This is a genomic window from Paenibacillus sp. J22R3 (genome assembly GCF_056269305.1).
Window position 1 is genome coordinate 1,236,594 of record NZ_JBWDNS010000002.1, and the last position, 21,315, is coordinate 1,257,908.

The 21,315-nt window shown below is 50.6% G+C and carries 22 protein-coding genes; 21 read left to right on the plus strand and 1 reads right to left on the minus strand.

Annotated elements, in window-relative coordinates; all coding sequences use genetic code 11:
- Positions 1 to 191 precede the first annotated feature (191 nt).
- From AC0YN4_RS13490 to murC, 3 genes are read left to right on the plus strand one after another with little or no spacing between them, the layout of a single operon-like run.
- The gene (locus tag AC0YN4_RS13490; protein WP_475835994.1) at positions 192 to 2,852 is read left to right on the plus strand and encodes a valine--tRNA ligase; all 2,661 of its coding nucleotides are present in this window, start codon (positions 192 to 194) and stop codon (positions 2,850 to 2,852) included.
- A gap of 30 nt (positions 2,853 to 2,882) precedes the next feature.
- Entirely contained in the window at positions 2,883 to 4,277 is a 1,395-nt protein-coding gene (locus AC0YN4_RS13495) for a bifunctional folylpolyglutamate synthase/dihydrofolate synthase (RefSeq protein ID WP_475835995.1), read from the plus strand.
- A gap of 7 nt (positions 4,278 to 4,284) precedes the next feature.
- Positions 4,285 to 5,679: a UDP-N-acetylmuramate--L-alanine ligase gene (gene murC / locus AC0YN4_RS13500; protein WP_475780227.1), complete on the plus strand. Its 1,395-nt coding sequence runs from the start codon at positions 4,285 to 4,287 to the stop codon at positions 5,677 to 5,679.
- Between the two features lie 90 nt (positions 5,680 to 5,769).
- Here murC and AC0YN4_RS13505 read toward each other — a convergent pair whose 3' ends face one another.
- The gene (locus AC0YN4_RS13505) at positions 5,770 to 6,093 is read right to left on the minus strand and encodes an ArsR/SmtB family transcription factor (protein ID WP_475780228.1); all 324 of its coding nucleotides are present in this window, start codon (positions 6,091 to 6,093) and stop codon (positions 5,770 to 5,772) included.
- Positions 6,094 to 6,232: 139 nt separating this feature from the next.
- Here AC0YN4_RS13505 and AC0YN4_RS13510 point away from each other — a divergent pair, with 139 nt between their 5' ends.
- The 18 genes from AC0YN4_RS13510 (at position 6,233) to obgE (ending at position 21,306) form a co-directional block, all read left to right on the plus strand.
- On the plus strand, positions 6,233 to 7,657 hold the full coding sequence (locus tag AC0YN4_RS13510) for an SPOR domain-containing protein (RefSeq protein WP_475835996.1): 1,425 nt from the start codon (positions 6,233 to 6,235) through the stop codon (positions 7,655 to 7,657).
- 62 nt (positions 7,658 to 7,719) lie between these two features.
- The gene (locus AC0YN4_RS13515) at positions 7,720 to 7,962 is read left to right on the plus strand and encodes a DUF4321 domain-containing protein (protein WP_090983051.1); all 243 of its coding nucleotides are present in this window, start codon (positions 7,720 to 7,722) and stop codon (positions 7,960 to 7,962) included.
- Positions 7,963 to 7,997: 35 nt separating this feature from the next.
- On the plus strand, positions 7,998 to 8,627 hold the full coding sequence (locus tag AC0YN4_RS13520; protein ID WP_475835997.1) for a Maf family protein: 630 nt from the start codon (positions 7,998 to 8,000) through the stop codon (positions 8,625 to 8,627).
- A 37-nt stretch (positions 8,628 to 8,664) separates the two neighbouring features.
- Positions 8,665 to 9,360: a RadC family protein gene (gene radC, locus AC0YN4_RS13525; RefSeq protein ID WP_475780231.1), complete on the plus strand. Its 696-nt coding sequence runs from the start codon at positions 8,665 to 8,667 to the stop codon at positions 9,358 to 9,360.
- Between the two features lie 43 nt (positions 9,361 to 9,403).
- On the plus strand, positions 9,404 to 10,438 hold the full coding sequence (locus tag AC0YN4_RS13530; RefSeq protein ID WP_090983057.1) for a rod shape-determining protein: 1,035 nt from the start codon (positions 9,404 to 9,406) through the stop codon (positions 10,436 to 10,438).
- A 130-nt stretch (positions 10,439 to 10,568) separates the two neighbouring features.
- Positions 10,569 to 11,417 (plus strand): rod shape-determining protein MreC, encoded by an 849-nt coding sequence (gene mreC / locus AC0YN4_RS13535; protein ID WP_475835998.1) that lies wholly within the window; start codon positions 10,569 to 10,571, stop codon positions 11,415 to 11,417.
- Positions 11,414 to 11,941 carry a rod shape-determining protein MreD gene (gene mreD, locus AC0YN4_RS13540; protein ID WP_475780233.1) on the plus strand — a complete coding sequence of 176 codons (528 nt, stop codon included), beginning with the start codon at positions 11,414 to 11,416 and terminating at the stop codon, positions 11,939 to 11,941. The genes mreC and mreD overlap by 4 nt, the downstream gene beginning before the upstream one ends.
- Before the next feature lie 64 nt (positions 11,942 to 12,005).
- A complete protein-coding gene (locus AC0YN4_RS13545; protein ID WP_475780991.1) occupies positions 12,006 to 12,665 on the plus strand; it encodes a septum site-determining protein MinC in 660 nt (219 codons plus the stop codon).
- A gap of 84 nt (positions 12,666 to 12,749) precedes the next feature.
- The gene (gene minD, locus AC0YN4_RS13550) at positions 12,750 to 13,541 is read left to right on the plus strand and encodes a septum site-determining protein MinD (protein ID WP_090983065.1); all 792 of its coding nucleotides are present in this window, start codon (positions 12,750 to 12,752) and stop codon (positions 13,539 to 13,541) included.
- A 7-nt stretch (positions 13,542 to 13,548) separates the two neighbouring features.
- Positions 13,549 to 14,697 (plus strand): FtsW/RodA/SpoVE family cell cycle protein, encoded by a 1,149-nt coding sequence (locus tag AC0YN4_RS13555; protein WP_475780234.1) that lies wholly within the window; start codon positions 13,549 to 13,551, stop codon positions 14,695 to 14,697.
- 107 nt (positions 14,698 to 14,804) lie between these two features.
- Positions 14,805 to 15,758 (plus strand): peptidoglycan DD-metalloendopeptidase family protein, encoded by a 954-nt coding sequence (locus AC0YN4_RS13560; RefSeq protein WP_475780235.1) that lies wholly within the window; start codon positions 14,805 to 14,807, stop codon positions 15,756 to 15,758.
- Positions 15,751 to 16,638 (plus strand): M50 family metallopeptidase, encoded by an 888-nt coding sequence (locus AC0YN4_RS13565; protein ID WP_475780236.1) that lies wholly within the window; start codon positions 15,751 to 15,753, stop codon positions 16,636 to 16,638. The genes AC0YN4_RS13560 and AC0YN4_RS13565 overlap by 8 nt, the downstream gene beginning before the upstream one ends.
- A gap of 41 nt (positions 16,639 to 16,679) precedes the next feature.
- Positions 16,680 to 17,879, plus strand: a complete 1,200-nt coding sequence (locus AC0YN4_RS13570; RefSeq protein WP_475780237.1) for an Rne/Rng family ribonuclease — start codon at positions 16,680 to 16,682, stop codon at positions 17,877 to 17,879.
- A 227-nt stretch (positions 17,880 to 18,106) separates the two neighbouring features.
- Entirely contained in the window at positions 18,107 to 18,418 is a 312-nt protein-coding gene (gene rplU, locus AC0YN4_RS13575; RefSeq protein ID WP_091214815.1) for a 50S ribosomal protein L21, read from the plus strand.
- An 11-nt stretch (positions 18,419 to 18,429) separates the two neighbouring features.
- Complete coding sequence (locus tag AC0YN4_RS13580) at positions 18,430 to 18,771, plus strand: ribosomal-processing cysteine protease Prp (RefSeq protein ID WP_475780238.1); 342 nt, start codon at positions 18,430 to 18,432, stop codon at positions 18,769 to 18,771.
- 14 nt (positions 18,772 to 18,785) lie between these two features.
- Positions 18,786 to 19,091 (plus strand): 50S ribosomal protein L27, encoded by a 306-nt coding sequence (gene rpmA / locus AC0YN4_RS13585; RefSeq protein ID WP_090983078.1) that lies wholly within the window; start codon positions 18,786 to 18,788, stop codon positions 19,089 to 19,091.
- Positions 19,092 to 19,225: 134 nt separating this feature from the next.
- A complete protein-coding gene (locus tag AC0YN4_RS13590; RefSeq protein WP_475780239.1) occupies positions 19,226 to 19,963 on the plus strand; it encodes a Spo0B domain-containing protein in 738 nt (245 codons plus the stop codon).
- 14 nt (positions 19,964 to 19,977) lie between these two features.
- Positions 19,978 to 21,306 (plus strand): GTPase ObgE, encoded by a 1,329-nt coding sequence (gene obgE / locus AC0YN4_RS13595; protein WP_475780240.1) that lies wholly within the window; start codon positions 19,978 to 19,980, stop codon positions 21,304 to 21,306.
- Positions 21,307 to 21,315 lie beyond the last annotated feature (9 nt).

Sequence of the window (21,315 nt, forward strand, 5' to 3'; positions counted from 1 at the left end):
CCGGCTGCAGCCGTTATCTGTTTAAAGTTGTCGAGCCAGCTGCGTCATGCACGGTTCGGAACAAAGGTGGTACCGCGGAAGCTAAACCTTTCGTCCTTTGAATTAAGGGCGAGAGGTTTATTTTTTTTCGTTAATTAGGCGTATTAGAATCCTTAAATGGATTAGAAATACAGTGGAGGTAGGATAAGCTGATGACACAAAAACAAGCAACGACTGAAATGCCGACAACGTACGATCCGAAGACGGCAGAAGCGAAATGGTATCCTTATTGGATGGAAGGCAAGTTTTTTGAAGCGGGCAAGCGCCCTTCGGCAGAGCCGTATACAATCGTGATTCCGCCTCCAAACGTAACAGGCATGCTTCATATCGGTCATGCGCTCGATTTTACGCTGCAGGATATTCTGATTCGTACGAAAAGGATGCAGGGCTATGATGCGCTATGGCTTCCGGGCAGTGACCATGCCGGTATCGCTACTCAAACGAAGGTAGAACAGAAGCTGCGCGAGGAAGGTCAATCTCGTTATGACCTTGGTCGCGAGAAGTTTCTCGAGAAGGTATGGGATTGGAAGGCGCTTTATAACGAAACCATTCGCGAGCAATGGGCCAAAATGGGCTTCTCTCTCGATTATTCGCGCGAGCGTTTCACACTGGACGAAGGTTTGTCGCAGGCGGTACGTGAAGTATTCGTTCGCCTCTACGAGAAGGGCCTTATCTACCGCGGTAAGAAAATCATTAACTGGGATCCGGCTGCCCGTACGGCGCTATCGGATATCGAGGTTGAGCATAAAGAAGTAAACGGTCATCTGTACCACCTGCAATACCCATTGAAGAACGGTTCCGGCTTCATTACGGTTGCTACAACGCGTCCGGAGACGATGCTTGGCGATACAGCGGTTGCGGTACATCCGGAGGATGAGCGCTATAAGCACCTGATCGGTGAAATGATTGTTCTGCCGATTATCGGCAGAGAAATTCCGATCATTGCGGATGAATACGTTGAGAAAGAGTTTGGTTCCGGCGCGGTTAAGATTACGCCGGCTCACGATCCGAATGACTTTGAAGTAGGTCTGCGTCACGACCTGCCGCAAATCGTTGTGATGGATGAGAGCGGTACGATGAATGCCGAAGCAGGTCCTTATAATGGAATGGACCGTGCAGATTGCCGCAAGAAGATCGTGGCCGATATGCAGGAGAGTGGCGTTTGCATCAAAATCGAAGATCACGTGCACCAAGTCGGACACAGCGAGCGCAGCGGCGCCGTAGTGGAGCCTTACTTATCGACACAATGGTTTGTTGACATGAAGCCGCTGGCGGAAGCTGCGATTAACGCGCAGCAGTCCGGTAAAGGCGTAAACTTCGTTCCGGATCGCTTCGAGAAAATTTACCTGCAATGGATCGAGAACGTACGCGACTGGTGTATTTCCCGCCAGCTGTGGTGGGGTCACCGCATTCCGGCTTGGTACTGCGACTCCTGCGGCGCCATGCATGTAGCCCGTGAAGATCAAAGCGCGTGCTCCGCTTGCGGAAACGAATCGCTTCGTCAAGACGAGGACGTACTCGATACGTGGTTCAGCTCAGCGTTATGGCCATTCTCGACGTTAGGCTGGCCGGAGGAAACGAATGATCTGAAACGTTTCTACCCAACAGACGTACTGGTTACTGGCTATGACATTATCTACTTCTGGGTTGCTCGTATGATCTTTACCGCGCTTGAGTTTACAGACGAAATTCCGTTCAAAGACGTATTGATGCACGGCCTTGTTCGCGATGAGAACGGGAAGAAGATGTCGAAGTCCCTTGGTAATGGCGTTGATCCTCTTGATGTCATTGAGAAATACGGCGCGGATGCGATGCGTTATATGATTTCGACCAGCAGCACGCCGGGACAGGATTTGCGTTTCCGCTGGGAACGTGTTGAGCAAGCGCGTAACTTCGCGAACAAGATCTGGAACGCGTCCCGTTTTGCGCTTATGAACCTAGAAGGCGTAACAGCCGCGGATATTGATATTAACGTGAAGCTTGGCACAGCAGACCGCTGGATTCTGCACCGTCTGAATGCAGCAGTTGCTGATGTTACTCGCTTGATTGACAGCTATGATTTCGGCGAAACCGGCCGTGTCCTCTATAACTTCATTTGGGATGATCTCTGCGACTGGTACATTGAGTTCGCGAAGCTGAACTTGAATGGTCAAGATGCACATGCCAAACGCGCGACGCAATCGGTGCTTGCTTACGTGCTTGATCGCACGCAGCGCCTCATTCATCCGTTCATGCCGTTTATCAGCGAGGAAATATGGCAACACTTGCCGCATGAAGGCGAGACCATTACACTTGCGCAGTGGCCGGTATACGACAAAGCGCTTGAAGCGCCTGAGGCAGTTGCCGAGATGGAGCTGCTTATGGATATGATCCGTGCGGTTCGGAATATCCGGGCCGAGGTTAATGTCCCTATGAGCAAGAAGGTCGAGCTTCAAATCAAGCCGTCCAGTGAGAGCGAAGCGGCGATCCTGGCCCGTAATGAAGAGTTCATTATTCGTTTCTGCGGCACGTCGAAGCTAACCATTAGCCTAGAACTGGCTGCACCGGATAAAGCAATGACGGCGATCGTGACCGGAGCCCAAATGTATCTGCCGCTGGCAGGCCTAATTGATATCGAGCAAGAGATTACTCGTCTTGAGAAAGAAATTGCTCACTTGACTAATGAAGTGGAGCGGGTAGAGAAGAAGCTCGGCAATGAAGGTTTCGTTGCGAAAGCTCCTGCTAAGGTGATCGAGGAAGAGCGTGCCAAAATGGCTGATTATGCGGAAAAACGTGATATGGTGAAAGCGCGGATTGCCGAGCTCAGAGGCTAATTCGGACCGCCGGGAAGAAGGAATAGAACGATGACAGAACAACAGAAGATTACTCCTGAGTCGGATACGGCGGCATCGGCATCACTCAGCAGCTATGAAGAAGCAAGAAACTGGATCGAAGGACTCGTTGCCTTCGGTATCCGCCCAGGTATGGAGAGAATCGAGAAGCTGATGGAGCTTTCGGGTCATCCGGAGCGTCGACTCAAATTTATTCATGTCGCCGGGACGAACGGCAAAGGCTCTGTCTGCGCCTATTTAACAAGCGTCCTGATTCGCTGCGGGTATGATGTGGGGACGTTCACGTCCCCTTATATCACGAAATTCACGAATCGCTTCCAGTACAATGGAACAGATATTCCGGAAGAAACACTGTTGCTGCTCGCCAACAGGCTGAAGCCTTTGGTTGAAGAGATCGCAGCGACAGAGCTCGGTTCGCCATCGATGTTTGAAGTCTCGACCGCACTGGCGATTCTGTACTACGGAACCGTATCCTATCCGGACTTTGTCGTGTGGGAGACGGGTCTTGGCGGCCGCTTGGACGTGACGAACATCGTAACTCCGCTAGTTTCGGTTATTACAAATGTCGGTCATGACCATATGGACATACTCGGCGATACGATTGAGGCTGTGACAAGAGAGAAGGCCGGCATTATTAAAGCCGGAGTTCCAGTCGTTAGTGCAGTCAGCCAGCCGGAAGCAGCAGCGATCATTACGGACACGGCTAAAGCGAAGAACAGCTCTCTCTATATGCTTGGAGATAGGTTCACGATTGAGCCGCTTCATGTGGAGGAGAATGAACAAACCTTCCGTTTTGAAGGCATGTTCCGTTCGATTGAGCCGCTTACGATTACGCTGAACGGTGTACATCAGCAGTCGAATGCCGCTGTTGCGGTCATGACGCTTGAAGTAATGAGACAATACTACGCGCTCATGCTGGAAGATGAAGATCTAAGAGAAGGGCTTCGCACAGCCGCATGGCCCGGACGGCTTGAAATGATCGGTACATCGCCGCGGCTTCTAATCGATGGTGCACATAATCCGGAAGGTGCGCAAATGCTTGCGGAATCTCTTAAAAGTACGTACCGGTATGATAAACTTCACCTTATGATGGGTATGCTCGCGAACAAGAATCATCGTGACACATTGCGGCATATACTACCTCTAGTGGATACGCTTGTCGTGACCGAGCCGGATTTTCGCAAAGCATTGCCGGCGCAAGAGCTGGCAGCGCTTGTTCAGGAATTACGGGAGACAATCGGCCGTTCCTTCGAACTCATCATCGAACCGAATTGGAAGCTTGCACTTGAGCGGCTGCAATCGCTCTCGAATGCGGATGATTTGGCAGTCGTTACAGGAACACTCTATCTGATTGCCGATGTCCGCTCCCAATTGCTCTATAATAAGGATTCTGAAAAAGGTTGGTGAACCGTCTTTGAATACGGCAGAACACGTACATTTCATCGGAATTGGCGGTTACGGCATGAGCGCAATCGCGCGCGTTATGCTGGAGATGGGCTATAAAGTGACCGGCTCTGATGTTGCTCGGCAAGAACTTACAGAGAAGCTTGCTGCCAATGGAGCCCGCATTTACATCGGTCATGAGCCGGAGCATGTCAAAGGAGCGGATCTGGTCGTTTATTCGACGGCGCTGTCTCGCGACAATGTGGAACGCAGAGCGGCTGAAGAGCTGAACATTCCGATTTTGCACCGCGCTCAGATGCTTGCAAGATTGATGAATAACGGCAAAGGCGTCGCAGTTGCTGGGGCACATGGCAAAACGACGACATCTTCTATGATCGCGCTGGTCATGGAGAACTGCAAACTCGATCCCACGTACATCATCGGGGGCGAGATCGTCAATGTCGGCACAAATGCTAAAGCAGGCAAAGGCGAGTATGTCGTGGCGGAAGCAGATGAGAGTGACGGGTCGTTCTTGCAGTACCATCCCACAATCGCAATCGTAACGAACATTGAACCGGATCATCTCGAAAACTATGACGGTGATTTCAATAAATTGAAAGCGGCTTACGTGCAGTTTCTAAGCCAAGTGAAGGATGGCGGAAGCGCAATTGTATGCGCGGACGACACGAACATGCAAGTGATGCTCCCAGAGCTGATCGCTGGCCCGCTAGGCATTGAAGGTGTGCTGACGTACGGCATCGACCATGAGGCAATCTACCGCGCTCAGAATATCACCCTGGGCGATCGCAAAGCATCTTTCGATATGACACGTCATGGCGAACTGCTCGGTCGAATCGAGCTGTCTGTTCCGGGGCGTCATAATGTTTACAATGCGATGGCTACAGTCATTACTTGTCTGGAAGCCGGTGTTTCTTTCGAAGCTATTGCGGAGGCTATTGTTGATTTCCGCGGGGCGAAACGCAGATTCCAAGTGCTAGGCGAAGTGAATGACATTCTGGTCATTGACGATTACGCGCATCATCCGACGGAGATTGAGGCTACAATCAGTGCAGCCAAGTCAACCGGCAAACGAATTATCGCTGTTTTTCAGCCGCAGCGTTACACGAGAACCTTCTTCTTGCTTGATCAGTTCAGCCGTGCTTTCACGGAGGCGGATGAGGTGCTGATCACGGACATTTATTCTCCGGCCGGGGAGCAGCAGATCGAAGGCGTAAACTCGAAGAAACTCGTAGAGCTTATCATTAAGAATAGCAATGCCAACACAACCTACTATCCTACGAAGGATGAAGTGCTGGCTGTTCTGACTGAGCAAGTGCAGCCGGGTGATCTCGTGATTACGATGGGTGCAGGCGATATTTGGAAGGTAGCGGATTCGCTTGCGAAGACGCTGCGGGCCAGAGCATAATAGAAATGCAGAACCCCCACTTGAATGAAAGTGGGGGTTCTTTATGTGCGGGTTTGTTTACGATCTATGTTTAAACGACGACCGCCCCTCCTATTCTTCAGCATCTTTTCCTTGCAGCTTCTTTAAATAATCGTCTAATTGATCGAATCTCTCTTCCCATGTACGGCGAAATGAACTTAACCAATCGTCGAGCTCCCGGAGAGGTTTCGTCCCGAGCTTATAGATCCGCTTGTTGGCGACGGGTTGAACCTCGACGAGGCCGGCATCCAAGAGGACGCGCAAATGCTTGGACACTTGCGGCTGATGTAGGCCAAGACGTTCGGCAATTTCACCAACTGTTTGCGGTCCGTCACGCAAGAGCTCGACGATACGTAACCGATTAGGCTCGGCAAGAGCACTCATAGTGGAATTCATAAACTGAATATACCTTAAGAGGAATATACCGGTCAAGGAATGCAAACCATCTGAAATTGTGCCTTGGCGAGAGGGGGTCATATTCCTCTTAACTTTTTCATAGACTCTTACTAGAGTATGTGGACAAGGAGAGAATGCGATGAGTGCAAAAGGACGCATTACGTACCGATTCGATCGGCAGAGCGGAGCACGAGAAGAACAGAAACCGGAACAGAAGCAGGAATTGAGGAATTCCGCGAATGTCATCCCTTTCTTCCAAGAGGAAATGAAATTCACGTCCGAAATAGGATCATGGAACAGCCCTTTTCAAAATGATGCTCATGCCTTAGAGCAGCTTATTCGCGATGCAGACGGTCAGAAAACACGGAAGCCGACCCCGAACGAGCCGGTAAGGGCGATGAAGAATGATAATCCATTATATGATGCTGCGCAGGAGCAGCTGCCACCGCATATCGAACAGTCAGAAGCGATTCTGCTTGGCGATGAATATGAGGAGCCGCGGAAACGGGTCCAAGCAAATCCGAATGTGATTGATATGTATCCGATTCTAGGTGAGGAAGTGGAAGAGTTCGAACGTCGACGGAGTGAGCTGCAAACGCATGCCCGCACCTCGTTCGGCTCCTATATGGGCGGCTCGAATCAAAGGCCAACCAAGGGTCCGTCATGGTTTAAAGTGTTTGCTTCTGTAACAGGGGCGATCGCGACAGGCGCGCTGTTCGGATACTTTGTGTTGGCGTTGTTCACGGGGAACGGTTCGTTTGGATCGGATAGCTCCGTCAATCAGCCGGGTGCTTCCGTAAGCGGGGCCATTACTGACGGGGCAGGAACAACCGATAAGCAAAACGGCAGCGCTGCATCAGGCGGCAAGGTCAATGAATCATCCTCTTCAGGTGCTGCGAATAGCAGCGGCGCAGTCGATGACGGAAATGGCTCAACAGCAGCACAGTCGATGATCAAAGTAAACATTCCGGAGAGTTCCTATTATATGCTTCAATACGGTGTATTCAGCAACAAAGAAGGACTGAATGCCGCGGTGGATGAGCTTGCCGCTAAAGGGTTGGCAGCTGCGCCTCTTACAACTCAAGAGGACTATCGGGTCTACGTAGGAATGTCGCCTGATCGTGACGAAGCGCAAATGCTTGGACATTTACTGACGAATATGGACGTATATGTCAAGCAAATCGATCTTCCTGCGGTGAGCAGCATCGCTTTCAAAGGCGAGGCTTCTGCAGTGGAAGGTTTCTTCGAGCAAACGAGCGAGCTGATCGCAAGCTTAGATCGCCTTACGGTAGAACGGCTAAGCGGCACAACGAACGAAGCGGGAGACTGGAAAGAGCTGCACCAGCAGTGGATCAATTCGGCTAATGCGCTTGCAGCGGGATTAACCGATAAAGTAAACAAGTCGTCGCTTCAGAAATTGACACAATTGATTAACTCGGCTGCTGTGGCTGCTGAGGAATATACGAAGAAACCATCGGATGCTTACCTATGGGATATGCAGGCTTCTTTGATGAAAGCTGTGTTTGCGGAGAAAGCCTGGTTTGAATCGATGGATGCATTGTAAAGCGTTCCCGTGGCGCGTATAATAAAGTATACGTGTCAAAATATGGCGAGGGACGTTGGAAGATGAAGAAAAACTTCTGGGTTTTGCTGCTTTTCATACTGATTGGACTGCTCACGGGCGCACTTGTCTCCCGCTGGTTGTCTCAGGTGCCGGGACTGGCTTTCCTAACCAAAACGTCACCTGTCGTATGGTCACCGGCTGCGGATTTACTCGTTCTGAGCTATTCGTTTACGCTGCGGATTGAGATTAGTCTCCTAAGCATTATTGGACTGATCGCCGCAATATGGATCTACCGCAAGCTATAGGGAACCGACACAATGCGTTAAGGAGCGCTGCATCCATGAGAGTACCCCTTCCTACAAGTTCATCGCACGTTCGCCGGCTTGTGCTGGCTTCATCATCTCCTCGCCGGCGGGAATTGGTCGCAGCTCTTGACCTTTCCTTGCCGGTTCTCATTTTGTCAAGCGATACCGATGAAAGTACCCCAACACATTGGCTGCCGGCTCAAATTGTCGAGCAGCTTGGCCTGCGTAAAGCACGTGCATCTGCAGAGATGCTGCAAGATGAAGATGCTTCCCATTCACTCGTAATCGGCGCGGATACCATCGTCGTACTGGATGGACAAGTTCTGGGTAAGCCAGTGGACGAGCATGATGCGATCCGTATGCTGACCGAGCTGCAGGGCAAGGAGCATGAAGTTTATACAGGAATTGCTCTTGTTGATACGTTATCAGGAAGAGAGCTGGTTCATCATCGCGTGACGCGGGTAATGATGAAATCTATGAATAATGATCAAATCAAACGTTATGTCGCATCCGGCGAGCCCATGGACAAGGCCGGCAGTTATGGTATACAGGGACTTGGCGCAACACTTGTTGACCGCATCGACGGCTGCTATTTTAACGTGGTAGGACTTTCTCTATCTCTGCTGTCGGACATGCTGGCTGAATTTCAGATCGAGGTTATTTGACCGAGCATAGCAGACCGCGGGAGGCAGGGAACAGAAGATGGAATCGCAACGAGAACCCTACGTACTGAAGGATATTCCAACCACGGAGAGGCCAAGAGAGCGGATGATGACCGCTGGGGCTGAAGCATTGAGCCATGCAGAGCTGCTCGCGATCTTAATACGTACCGGCACCAAGCGGGAATCCGCTGTCCTGCTCGCATCCCGTATCCTCGGTCAATGCGGCAGTCTGCGCGGACTTGTTGATATGAGTGTTGCCGAGATGACCAAGATTCGCGGAATCGGCCCAGCGAAGGCCGTTCAGCTGCGGGCGGGCATCGAGCTTGGCCGCCGCATTGCCAGAAGCCAGCACGGAGAGCTGCCGACCATTCGAAAGCCTGCAGATGCGGCAAGCCTCCTAATGGAGGAGCTTCGCTATCTGAAACAGGAACATTTCATCTGTTTGTTTTTAAATACCAAGAATCAGGTTATTTTAAAAGAAACGTTGTCGATCGGAACACTGAATGCGACACTGGTGCATCCGCGGGAAGTATTTCGGGCCGCGATTAAATGCAGCAGTGCCGCTCTCATTTGTATACATAACCATCCTAGCGGCGATCCCACGCCAAGCTCGGAAGACATAGCGCTGACACAGCGCCTCATAGAAGCCGGAGAGCTTGTCGGAATTGATGTACTCGATCATTTGGTAATAGGTGACAATCGCTTTATAAGTTTGAAGGAGCAAGGTCACATGTAATATAATAAGAAGTATTGTCTTAAGAAAGAAAGGAAGATTAAACATGTTTGGTGGATTCACAAAAGATTTAGGTATTGACCTTGGTACAGCGAATACGCTGGTATATGTGAAAGGCAAAGGCATCGTAGTAAGAGAGCCTTCCGTAGTTGCTATACGTACAGATACGAAAACAATTGAAGCTGTAGGTGAACATGCCAAGAAGATGATTGGCCGTACACCCGGCAATATTCGCGCGATTCGTCCGATGAAGGACGGCGTTATTGCGGACTTTGAAACAACTTCAACGATGATTAAATATTTCATCCGACAAGCACAGAAGCAGCGTTCCCTGTTTCCTCGTCATCCGAACGTCATGGTGTGTGTACCGTCAGGCATTACAGCGGTAGAACAACGTGCGGTTAAAGACGCGACGGTTCAAGCAGGCGCCCGCGAAGCGTTCACGATCGAAGAGCCGTTCGCAGCAGCTATTGGTGCTGATCTTCCGGTATGGGAGCCGACCGGCAGTATGGTCGTTGATATCGGCGGCGGTACGACAGAGGTAGCCGTTATTTCGCTCGGCGGTATCGTAACCAGCCGTTCGATCCGTATCGCAGGTGACGAGATGGACGAAGCCATTATGCAATACATTAAGCGTATGTACAATTTAATGATCGGTGAGCGTACAGCGGAGCAGCTCAAAATGGAGATCGGCTCTGCACTGTCCTTGGACCGTCAGGAAACGATTGAAATTCGCGGCCGTGACCTCGTGTCCGGTTTGCCTAAGACATTGCCGATCTCGTCGGAGGAAATTTGCGATGCGCTGTCCGATACGGTTAATGCCATTGTCGATGCAGTTAAGGTTACGCTTGAGAAATGTCCGCCGGAATTGTCTGCGGATATTATGGACCGCGGCATCGTACTGACAGGCGGCGGCGCGCTGCTGAAGAACCTGGACAAGCTGCTTTCCCGCGAAACGGGTATGCCTGTCATCGTGGCAGAGAATCCGCTGGATTGTGTTGCAATCGGTACCGGCCGCGCGCTGGACAATATTGAGCTGTTCAAAACACGTGGAGGCCCGGTTTCTCGTTCCAAGCGATAAGATCCGGAAGCTTCTTGGGGAAAACGGATACGCGACGCTGATTGGTTTGAACGAGCCTTCGGGTCGTTAGGCAATCAGCGCAAAATGGGCGGGTGAAGAGAAGTTGTTTAATTGGATGCGTAATAAGCGGATGTTTGTATTAATGATCGTGTTTATCTTATTCGTTGCTGTCATGGGCTTCTCCATCGGCGATCGGAAGAAGCTGACATGGCCGGAAAACTTCTCGCTCGATTCCACGGCATTCGTGCAGGAATGGCTGTACCGACCAGCCGGTTATGTGGCTGAGCTGTTCAAGGATCTATCCAACCTGCACGCGATTTACAAGGAGAACGAGGAGCTCCGCATTGCAGCCGCTGCCTATGCAAGAGACAGCATTAAGTACAATTTTGTTGAAGCCAAGAACAAAGAGCTGCAGGAAATGCTGAACTTTACGGAGCGCCAGAAGCAGCTGTATAACTATAAATATTTGATCGCCCAGGTAGTTGCCGTTGGCAACGATCCTTACTCGGAAACGATCCGCATTAATTTGGGCTCCAAAGACGGCATCAAGATAAACATGGTTGTCGTTACGGACAAGGGTCTTGTCGGCCTTGTCAACCGCGTAGATCCGTTCTTCTCCTCGGTAATGCCGATTACGAAGTTAAGTGAGACTTCACCGGATACGAAGGCCATCGCCGCTACGGTGCTTGGCAAAGAGAAAGATTCTTTCGGGATTGTGGATAACTATCATTCGGACACAGGCAAGTTGTCGATGTCCAAAATATCCGAGCATGATCCGCTTACTAAAGGCGATACCATCATTACTTCCGGCCAAGGCAATGTATTCCCGCGAGGGATGGTTATCGGTACGGTCGATTCCAGCCAAGTCGGTGACTTCGGTTTGACTTACACGGCAACCATTACGCCGGCAGCGGATTTTGACCATTTGACGGAAGTATTTGTCGTACAATTGCCAGAGACTGGAGAGAACGCAGAATGAGTATGCAGCGTATCGTTGCCGTCATTCTGCTGTTCTTCCTTGTCGAAGGTACATGGTTCTACTGGCTGCTGCCTGATAGCATGGTCGGACGGATCATTCCTCATTTCACGCTAGCGTTTGTACTCTTTGCCGGTATGTATCGAGGCAGACATACGGCGCTTATCCTTGGATTGGCGTTTGGACTCCTGCAGGATTTAGCCTTCTATGGTCGGATTCTCGGGGTTCACTCATTCTCTATGGGACTGGTTGGTTACATGACCGGTTTTCTTCTGGAGCGCAAAAGAAGCACCTTGCTGATGGCGCTGCTCATGATCTGCATGTCCACACTTGCCTACGATACCATTGTCTATTTCATCTATCGTGTGTTCCGATTGACGGATCAGACGTTTGAATGGGCAGTTTCCCATCACATCGTTCCGAGCGTTTTTCTTCAAATCCTATTTGCGTTAGTGATTTATGTGCCCGCAAGGCGATGGTTTGAACGAACCGGCAGCAATGCCAAGTCGGAAGAAGAAGAAGAATAGCGAAAGTCAGGCAGGAAAATACGCATCCGTGAAAGAATCGTATAGAGAAGGGGTGAAGACGAGCGTGGCCGAGAAGCAGCATATAACGATCAAAGGCGTCAAGGACGGGTTGATTTTCCTTCTTGACGACACATGTGATTTTTCCGCATTGCTGGATGAGCTGCAATTTAAATTGGAAAAGTCGCACCAACAGCTGCTGACAGGTCCCATTGTTCACGTTCAAGTGAAGCTCGGCACCCGGCAAGTGAATGAGGAAGACAAGGAACAAATTCGAACAGCCATTCGGAATCAGGGCAATTTGCTTGTGCAGTCCATTGAAAGTGAACCTAAGCCGGAGCCGATTGTAGAAGACGGAAACAATTTAAAGGTATTGACGGGAATAATTCGATCAGGCCAGACACTTGAGCATGACGGGAACCTGCTGTTGATGGGGGATTTGAACCCGGGCGGCTCTCTTCTTTGCACGGGTGATATTTATGTGCTTGGCGCTCTTCGAGGCTTGGCGCATGCCGGCTGCAAAGGGAAAGAAGATTCGATTATCGCGGCATCGCTCTTAAGGCCGACACAGCTTCGGATCAGTGAAGTAATCAGTCGACCGCCGGATGAATGGATGACCGGTGATGCAACGATGGAATTTGCGTACTTAAGCGAAGGCGTCATGAAAATCGACAAAATGACACAGCTGCAGCGGCTGCGAAAGCTGCCGGTCGTGTTTAGAGCCTAGCTGTCGCAGCGATAGCGGGGAAATTATTTTGCAGCAGGTCTGTATAGAAGCAGTACCAATGGCTGGAGCGGGGAGAGTTGAGTCATGGGAGAAGCGATCGTAATCACATCGGGTAAAGGCGGCGTTGGCAAGACGACGACCTCAGCTAATATTGGAACGGCGCTTGCATTATTGGGGAAAAAGGTTTGCATGGTCGACACCGACATCGGCCTGCGCAATTTAGATGTCGTCATGGGGCTGGAGAACCGGATTATTTATGACTTGATCGATGTAGCGGAAGGACGCTGCCGTCTGAATCAAGCACTTGTGAAGGATAAACGGTTCGAGGAGCTCTATATGCTTCCGGCTGCCCAGACGAAGGATAAATCAGATGTGACACCGGAACAAGTTCGCGATATGATTCTAGAACTGAAGAAAGACTTTGATTTTGTCATCATCGATTGCCCTGCGGGCATCGAGCAAGGCTTCCGTAACGCAGTGGCAGGTGCTGACCGTGCTATCGTTGTGACTACCCCGGAGAATGCGGCTGTTCGCGATGCTGACCGTGTTATTGGTTTGCTGGAGCAGATTCATGTGCCTGCAAGACTGGTCATCAACCGCATTCGTGCTAACATGGTACGCAGCGGAGAGATGCTCGACATCGATGAAATCTGCCAGGTGCTCGCTATCGATTTGCTGGGTATCGTACCGGACGACGAGAAGGTTATTCGCTCGGCGAATGCTGGCGAACCTACCGTGATGGATCCTTCCTCGCGTGCCGCGATTGCTTACCGGAATATTTCGCGCCGCATGCTAGGCGATATGGTACCGCTGATGCCGCTTGAAGAAAAATCAGGCGTCATTAAACGGTTCCGCAAGTTTCTTGGAATAGGATGATTGCTAGGTGCTGAACAAACTGAAGAAGGTTGACCTTGGCATGCTGATCATTCTGCTTGCATTCATGGTAGTCAGTACGATGCTGGTACATAGCGCGACTTACGGGAATCCTGATTACGCTAATTACGACGTGAAAACGGTCATATTTTACGGTTTGGGATTTTTCGTAGCGTTGGTAGCCACTTTGTTCGATTACCGGGTGTTACTCAAAGCATGGATGTTTCTTTACGGCCTGGGGATTGTATTGCTTGTCGTAGTTTACTTCACTGCCGTTGAAATTAACGGTGCCAAGAGCTGGTTCGAGCTGCCCGGCGGGCTCCAGTTTCAGCCTGCTGAGATGGTGAAGATCATTCTGATCATAACCGTCGCCTACCTCATGGGCAGAAGGAATGGCGATGCGCTTCGGGTCCGTCAGGACTTGCTCGTCATTGCGTTCTTTTCTTTTGTCCCCTTCGCTCTTGTCATGATTCAACCGGATCTGGGTAATGCCATCATCTATCTCGTTATCGTCCTTGGCATGCTGTGGATCGGGAATGTTAAATATACGCATGTTCTGCTTGGTCTGGGCATTACAGTAGGTTCGCTTATTCTATTCATGTTTCTGTTCAACACGTATAACAAGCAAATCCACGACTATTTGCAAGATCATCAGAAGACGCACTGGTACGAACGCATTAACGGATTCATAAATCCCGAAACAGCCTCCGAGAAAGAAGTCTACCAAGCCCAGAAGGCGAAGATAGCGATCGGCTCAGGGGGATTAACGGGCGATGGTTATATGAAAGGCGAGTCGAAGAACCGCAAGTTTATTCCTTATCCGTATTCGGATGCGATCTTTGTCGTTATCGGTGAGGAATTCGGGTTTCAAGGAGCCGCCGTCGTGCTTATGCTCTATTTCTTATTGATCTACCGCATGATTATCATTGCATTTCAGTGTTATGACTTGAAGGGCTCCTTCATCGTAATCGGTATTGTCTCGATGTACGTCTTTCAAGTCTTCCAGAACATTGGCATGATGATCGGGCTTATGCCGATAACGGGGATTACGCTGCCATTCATCAGCTATGGCGGTACCTCATTGCTGCTCAATATGCTTTGTATCGGTCTTGTATTCAGCGTCAAGGCGCATCAAGAGAAATACGAAATGGCCACTTAGCCGTCCAAGCAATCCGCTTGGCGGCTTTTTGCTGTTTACAGAGGTGTTACAACATAACTAGTCCCACATGCTCATATATATTAGCGATTAGAGATGGAGGGATTAGTATGGATACGAGAAAAAGTATCCGCGAGCGCAGACAAGAGCGTATCCGCCGGATCATGGAACATAACAACAATACACTTCCGCTAAAGCAGGCCATGCAGCAGCCTCAAGCTCAATTGTTACCTTTGCCATCCCCAACTGAAATGCCCAATCCCTCAGCGAAGACAGCTAACTCTCCACGTACTCAGCGTGATATGGAAGATGACCCGGAGCGTTTGTGGAAAGCGAATCCGAATCCGTGGGAAAGCGCGGGTTGGCGGATTGCGCCACTGCCAAGCAAAGATGTGAAGGCGAGTAAGCAAGGCGGGCCGGAATCGCCGCCACCGCGTGATTATCGATTCATCGTCAGAGGACTGTTCATCCAAACCGCGATTGCCGGTGCTTTATTCATCATTGTATTTGCTCTCTTCAAGCTGGATGTGCCTGCTGCCAAACAAGGTCAGCAAGTGGTAACGTCCGCGCTAACGGATGAAATGAACTTCGATGCTGCTGCGAAATTGTACAAGGATTGGTTTGCCGGTGCACCGTCCTTCATTCCCTTGTTCGGCGACCATCGCGGTGAGGAGTCCGAACTAGCTGAAGGCGCTGTTGATCTCCCGATCGTGTCTCCCCTTCAGTCCGGGACCGTGGTCAGAACGTTTGCGGAAACACTAAGCGGGATCGAACTGGCCGGTGAGCCAGGTCAAGAGATCGTTGCAGCGGAGACGGGCCGGGTGCTCGTCGTATCCAATGATGATGAATTGGGTGAAACGGTTGTTGTGCAGCATGCCAACGACCGAGTATCGATCTACGGTCATCTGGGCTTGGTGCGGGTAGCCGTGAACGATTGGATTGAAGCTGGGAAAACGATAGGTAAGCTGCCGGTAGCGGAGGAAGGCCAGCAAAGCCTGTTGTATTTCGCTGTTAAGGATAAAGGCCAGTACGTCGACCCGGCGGACGTCGTACCGATTGATTAAACTTGCCGGTATCCGCTGGTCCGTTCATCCGCTCTTCGTGCTGGTCATGCTCGCCTCCGTTGTGACCGGTTATTTTGTTGAACTGCTGACTTTATTCGCGATTGTTCTGGTTCACGAGCTCGGTCACGTCATGATGGCAAAAGGATTCGGCTGGAGAATACGAGAAGTGAAGCTGCTGCCGTTTGGAGGCGTAGCGGAGGTCGAAGAGGGCAGCGGCGTACCGGCTAAAGAAGAAGCCATCGTCGCAATTGCCGGGCCGCTCCAAAATGTATGGATGGCTGCCGTTGCCTGGCTATTAGGCCAGCTCGGGATATGGAGCCATGAATGGGCGGACTATGTGTGGCAAGCTAACGTCATGATTGGATTATTTAATTTGCTGCCGATTCTGCCGCTGGATGGCGGGAAGCTGATGCAAGCGGCGCTTAGCCGCGCGCTTACTTTCTATGGGACGCTTGTCTGGGGTGGACGAATCAGCTTGCTCTTTAGCGTCTTGATGCTGCTTTATGCCTTTGTCCCAGCCCTGGTGGAGAGAAATGCCGTCCATATTCATATGAATTTGTTCGCGGTCGGGTTGTTTCTGCTGCTTACAAATTGGACAGCCTATCGGAATATCCCCTATTTGTTTCTGCGGTTCTTAACGACAAGAGCGATGGCATCGTCGCGAATAGTGGCCAAAGGGGTATGGGCGCTGCCCATTATTATTCCGAAGGGATATACGGTTCAAAGCACATTACAGCTGTTCAAACGGGACAGCTATCATCTAATCGTCATTATGGAAGAAAAAGGAGATGTCCTCGGTGTAGTGCCGGAGCAGCGAATTGTGAACGGATTTCTTGCCGACGGGAAGGCTGACCGTGCAGTCTTGGAGCTTTTCATGTAATATAAGTATCAGTGAAGACCGACTGGACAGGAGGTCGCAAGATGAGAAGAATGCTGGTACACAAGCAGAAGGATTGGCTGCAAATTGCCGTAGTGGACAATAACCGTCTATACGAATTTTATATGGAAAAAAACGAAGACGCCGGTCAATTAGTGGGCAGCGTCTACAAAGGCAAGGTCATTAATGTGCTTCCCGGCATGCAGGCCGCTTTCGTTGATATTGGGCTGACGAAGAACGCATTTCTGTATATTGACGATGTGCTGCACCCGCACCTGGAAAGGCAGAGTAAGGAAAAGCCGCAAATTAATCAATTGCTTACAGCCGGACAAGAGCTGATTGTTCAAGTGATGAAGGAGCCGCTCGGCGGTAAAGGAGCCCGTGTCACGACGCATTATTCGCTGCCTGGCAGATTTCTGGTTTATATGCCTGCTGCCGATTACATAGGCGTCTCTAAGAAAGTAATTGGTGAAGCGGAGCGTGCCCGAATGCGCGGCATCGGCGAGCAGATCCGATTGCCCGGCGAGGGCGTCATTATGCGCACCGCAGCGATCGGCGAGTGTAGTGATTCGCTTCAGCATGATGTGCAGTTCTTGCGGGAGCTGTGGCAAGGCATCGAAGCGCGAGGCAAGTCATCATCCGCGCCGGCACTGCTCCATCGCGAAGCGGATCTAGTTCATCGACTGGTGCGTGATCTGCTCACTGTGGAGATGGACGAGCTGTGGATCGATGATCGTACAGCCTATCTCCAAACCGAGGCGCTTATGAAGCAAATGGCACCGGCCATGCTGCCAAGGCTGAGGCATTTTGAGAAGCAGGGTCAAGCAGGGCTGTTTCAACATTACCGCATCAATGAGCAGCTGCATGAAGCGTTCGAACGGCGTGTTCGCTTAGGCTGCGGCGGGGATTTGGTCTGGGATCAAACGGAAGCACTGACGGTAATCGACGTAAACACCGGTAAATTCGTTGGAACGAGCAATTTGGAAGACACCGTATTCCGCACGAATCTGGAAGCGGCGGAGCAGATTGCCCGCTTGCTGCGGATCCGCGATGTCGGCGGCATCATCATCGTGGATTTTATCGACATGGAGAAAGAAGAGCATCGGGACGAAGTGATGCAGCTGCTTGAGCGGCTTGTTCGCGCAGATCGAACCAAATGCCAGGTTGTCGGCTGGACAAGGCTTGGTTTGCTCGAAATTACGCGCAAGAAGGTCCGGGAGCAAACAACATCGCCAATCCTATAGATGACCTAATCTTCATCTCTTCATCTTCGCAGCAGTCATAATTCGTACATGCGAATGATTTAATAAAAAGTAATTGCCATTGGGCATTTGGATGTGCTATTATGTTATGGTGTCTGCAGAGGATAACTGATCTGCAGTCAAATACCGCGCAGAACAGGTTTCTAAGCTCGACCTTCTGAGGTCGGCACCTGCATCAGGCGAGTCTTCGATATAAGGAGGTGCAACATATGTTTGCGATTATTGAAACTGGTGGAAAACAGTACAAGGTTCAAGAGGGCGACGTTCTATTTCTTGAGAAGCTGAATGCTTTTGAAGGTGAAGAGGTAACGTTTGACCGCGTCTTGGCTGTATCTAAAGGCGACGAGCTAGTAACTGGCGCTCCGGTTGTTTCCGGCGCTACTGTAACAGCTAAAGTCGAAAAACACGGCAGAGGTCAAAAAATCATCGTTTATAAATACAAAGCGAAGAAAAACTACCGCCGTAAGCAAGGTCACCGTCAGCCGTACTCCAAAGTAACGATTGGCAAAATCCAAGCTTAAGAGGTTAAATTATGATTACGGTCACCATTGAACGGCAATCCGCCGTTAATAAACGGATCGTAGCGTTTGCAATAGAAGGACATGCCAAGTTTGCGAAGCCGGGCAAAGATATTGTCTGTGCTGGTGTATCGGCCGTCTCGGTCGGTACAGTGAACGCGATTGAGGAGTTGGCGGGACTAGCTCTCCCTGCTTCCATGAAGAGCGGCTGGCTCCGATCAGATATTCCGGTAACGAAAGATGCCAGCTCTAACGAGAAGGCGCAGCTGCTGCTGGAAGGTATGATCGTTATGCTGAATTCGATTGCAGCCTCGTACGGGAAGTATGTTGATATTCGTCAACAATTTCGGGAATAAAGGAGGGAACATCCATGTTGAAACTGAATCTTCAGCTTTTCGCTTCGAAGAAAGGTGTAGGTTCCACGAAGAACGGACGTGACAGCCAATCCAAACGTCTTGGCGCTAAACGCGCTGACGGTCAAACGGTAACTGCTGGCAGCATCCTAGTTCGTCAACGCGGAACGAAAGTTCACCCGGGCAACAATGTTGGCATCGGTAAAGACGACACGCTATTCGCGAAAGTGGAAGGCGTTGTGAAATATGAGCGTTGGGGACGCGATCGTAAGAAAGTCAGCGTTTACCCAGTTACACTTGCTCCGGTAGCGGCAGCAGAATAGTGAAAGATCCCTGGTCTGCATGCAGACCGGGGTTTTCTTTTTTTATGAACAAAGCGATATGCAAAGATGATCTTTCTACTTTCTCGTGATATACTGTTTAAGGCTAGGAAAGAACAGGAAAGTAGGCTCGGCTCATGAATCGCATCGGAATGACCAAACATTTTGCGGCTGCATCCCTTTTGGCTCCTGCTGCTGCTGTTTTCATTTGGCCGGCGGAACTCTGGCTGCTGGCTGTGTTTATAGTCTGGCTGGTCTTTGTAGCTGTATTCTGGGTTCATACGGAACGCAGGGAACAAGAATTGCGTATGGCTAGGGCTGCTTCTGCGATGCAGCAAGCATCCATTCGAACGCTTAATCATCATCGCCATGATTGGATGAATGATTTGCAGGTCATATACGGATACATTCGAATGGGTAAAGCGGATAAGACCGTTCAGTACGTGGAACAGATAAGAGAACGGATGTTAACGGAGAGCAAGATCGCGAAGCTCGGAATTCCGTCGCTTGTCTTGTTTATACAGTCGTTTCGCACGATATCGCACTCATTGGTAATTGATGTGGAGATTGACGGTGATGTGAATTTGGCGGAGCTGCCTCTTGACGGTGAGCTTGCTGCGGAATCGATCGTCGGCATTATCAATGCCTATCGATTCGCCATCAGACCCGGCACAGGTGATGCTGATCGACTCATCGTACGGATTTCGCGGGACGAGCAGCAGCTAAGTGTATCTTTCCACTGTGAAGGAATCATTAAAGAGATGGATGATTGGAAGATGAAATGCAAGCGGGCGCTTGATAATTCACCGCTTAAGCTGGCGGAGAACGGCCTGCAATCAGCAAGTGTCATGCTGCAAGCGCAGCTTGGGAAATAAACGGAGGCTAGGACATGTTTGTCGACAAAGCAAAGATATTCGTAAAAGGCGGCGACGGAGGAAACGGAATCGTTTCGTATCGCCGGGAGAAATACGTACCGAACGGCGGACCGGCCGGCGGTGACGGAGGAAGAGGCGGCGACGTTATTTTTCGCGTGGATGAAGGGCTTCGTACCCTGATGGATTTCCGCTACCAGCGGCATTTTAAAGGCGAAAAAGGCGAGCGCGGCAAAGTGAAATCGATGCACGGCGCTAACGCGGAGCATATGGTTGTACGTATCCCGCCGGGAACGGTCATCATCGATGATGAATCCGGAGGGATCATTGCGGATATGACGCAGCACGGCTCGGAGATTATTGTAGCCAAAGGCGGACGCGGTGGACGCGGCAACTGCCGTTTCGCTACTGCAGCCAACCCGGCTCCGGATTTCTGCGAGAACGGTGAGGAAGGTCAAGAGCGCACGATTACGCTCGAGCTTAAAGTCATGGCGGATATTGGCCTTGTCGGCTTCCCGAGCGTAGGGAAATCGACGCTGTTGTCCGTTGTATCGGCTGCAACACCGAAGATTGGTGCCTATCACTTTACAACGCTCTCGCCTAATCTTGGCGTAGTTGCTGTTGGTGACGGACGCAGCTTCGTTATGGCGGATCTTCCGGGTCTCATCGAAGGCGCAAGTGAAGGCGTCGGTCTAGGCCATGATTTTCTGCGGCATGTTGAACGTACAAGAATTATTTTGCACATTCTCGACATGTCGGGGTCAGAGGGGCGCGATCCTTTCGACGACTGGGTGAAAATCAACCAAGAACTCGAGATGTACAATCCGATCCTGGCAGAACGCCCGCAAATTATCGTGGCGAACAAGATGGATATGCCGGATGCAGAGGAGCAGCTTGCATTGTTCCGCGAACAGCTTGAAGCAAGCGGCGATGCCGAGAAGCATCAACTGGTTGCGATGTCCTCGCTCACGAAGCAAGGGGTTCAAGAACTGCTGTATAAGGCTGCCGATTTGCTGGCAACCGTTCCGGATACCCGCTTGATCGAGGAAGTGAAGGATGTAGCGGAGCGTAAAGTGTACACGCTGGAGCAAGAAGAAGATCGTTCCTTCAAAGTGGGCAAGGAAAACGAAGGTTTCTTCGTGGAAAGTGCCACGATCGAGAAGTTCATGAAGCGTGTTAACCTCAACAATTCCTACGATGCGATTATGCGATTTGCTCGGACGATGCGTAAGATGGGCGTTGACGCGGAGCTGCGTAAGATCGGTGCGAAGGACGGCGATATCGTCCGTATCGGCGATTATTCGTTCGAGTTCTTCGAGGGCAGCGATTTCTCCTATCATGAATAAGTAATGTAA

Bases quoted from the DNA above. Each gene is read 5' to 3' on its own strand.
- AC0YN4_RS13490 (WP_475835994.1), top strand. From the start codon at position 192: ATGACACAAAAACAAGCAACGACTGAAATGCCGACAACGTACGATCCG.
- AC0YN4_RS13495 (WP_475835995.1), top strand. From the start codon at position 2,883: ATGACAGAACAACAGAAGATTACTCCTGAGTCGGATACGGCGGCATCG.
- AC0YN4_RS13505 (WP_475780228.1), bottom strand. From the start codon at position 6,093: ATGAATTCCACTATGAGTGCTCTTGCCGAGCCTAATCGGTTACGTATC.
- AC0YN4_RS13510 (WP_475835996.1), top strand. From the start codon at position 6,233: ATGAGTGCAAAAGGACGCATTACGTACCGATTCGATCGGCAGAGCGGA.
- AC0YN4_RS13515 (WP_090983051.1), top strand. From the start codon at position 7,720: ATGAAGAAAAACTTCTGGGTTTTGCTGCTTTTCATACTGATTGGACTG.
- AC0YN4_RS13520 (WP_475835997.1), top strand. From the start codon at position 7,998: ATGAGAGTACCCCTTCCTACAAGTTCATCGCACGTTCGCCGGCTTGTG.
- radC (WP_475780231.1), top strand. From the start codon at position 8,665: ATGGAATCGCAACGAGAACCCTACGTACTGAAGGATATTCCAACCACG.
- AC0YN4_RS13530 (WP_090983057.1), top strand. From the start codon at position 9,404: ATGTTTGGTGGATTCACAAAAGATTTAGGTATTGACCTTGGTACAGCG.
- mreC (WP_475835998.1), top strand. From the start codon at position 10,569: ATGTTTGTATTAATGATCGTGTTTATCTTATTCGTTGCTGTCATGGGC.
- mreD (WP_475780233.1), top strand. From the start codon at position 11,414: ATGAGTATGCAGCGTATCGTTGCCGTCATTCTGCTGTTCTTCCTTGTC.
- minD (WP_090983065.1), top strand. From the start codon at position 12,750: ATGGGAGAAGCGATCGTAATCACATCGGGTAAAGGCGGCGTTGGCAAG.
- AC0YN4_RS13560 (WP_475780235.1), top strand. From the start codon at position 14,805: ATGGATACGAGAAAAAGTATCCGCGAGCGCAGACAAGAGCGTATCCGC.
- AC0YN4_RS13570 (WP_475780237.1), top strand. From the start codon at position 16,680: ATGAGAAGAATGCTGGTACACAAGCAGAAGGATTGGCTGCAAATTGCC.
- rplU (WP_091214815.1), top strand. From the start codon at position 18,107: ATGTTTGCGATTATTGAAACTGGTGGAAAACAGTACAAGGTTCAAGAG.
- AC0YN4_RS13580 (WP_475780238.1), top strand. From the start codon at position 18,430: ATGATTACGGTCACCATTGAACGGCAATCCGCCGTTAATAAACGGATC.
- rpmA (WP_090983078.1), top strand. From the start codon at position 18,786: ATGTTGAAACTGAATCTTCAGCTTTTCGCTTCGAAGAAAGGTGTAGGT.
- AC0YN4_RS13590 (WP_475780239.1), top strand. From the start codon at position 19,226: ATGAATCGCATCGGAATGACCAAACATTTTGCGGCTGCATCCCTTTTG.
- obgE (WP_475780240.1), top strand. From the start codon at position 19,978: ATGTTTGTCGACAAAGCAAAGATATTCGTAAAAGGCGGCGACGGAGGA.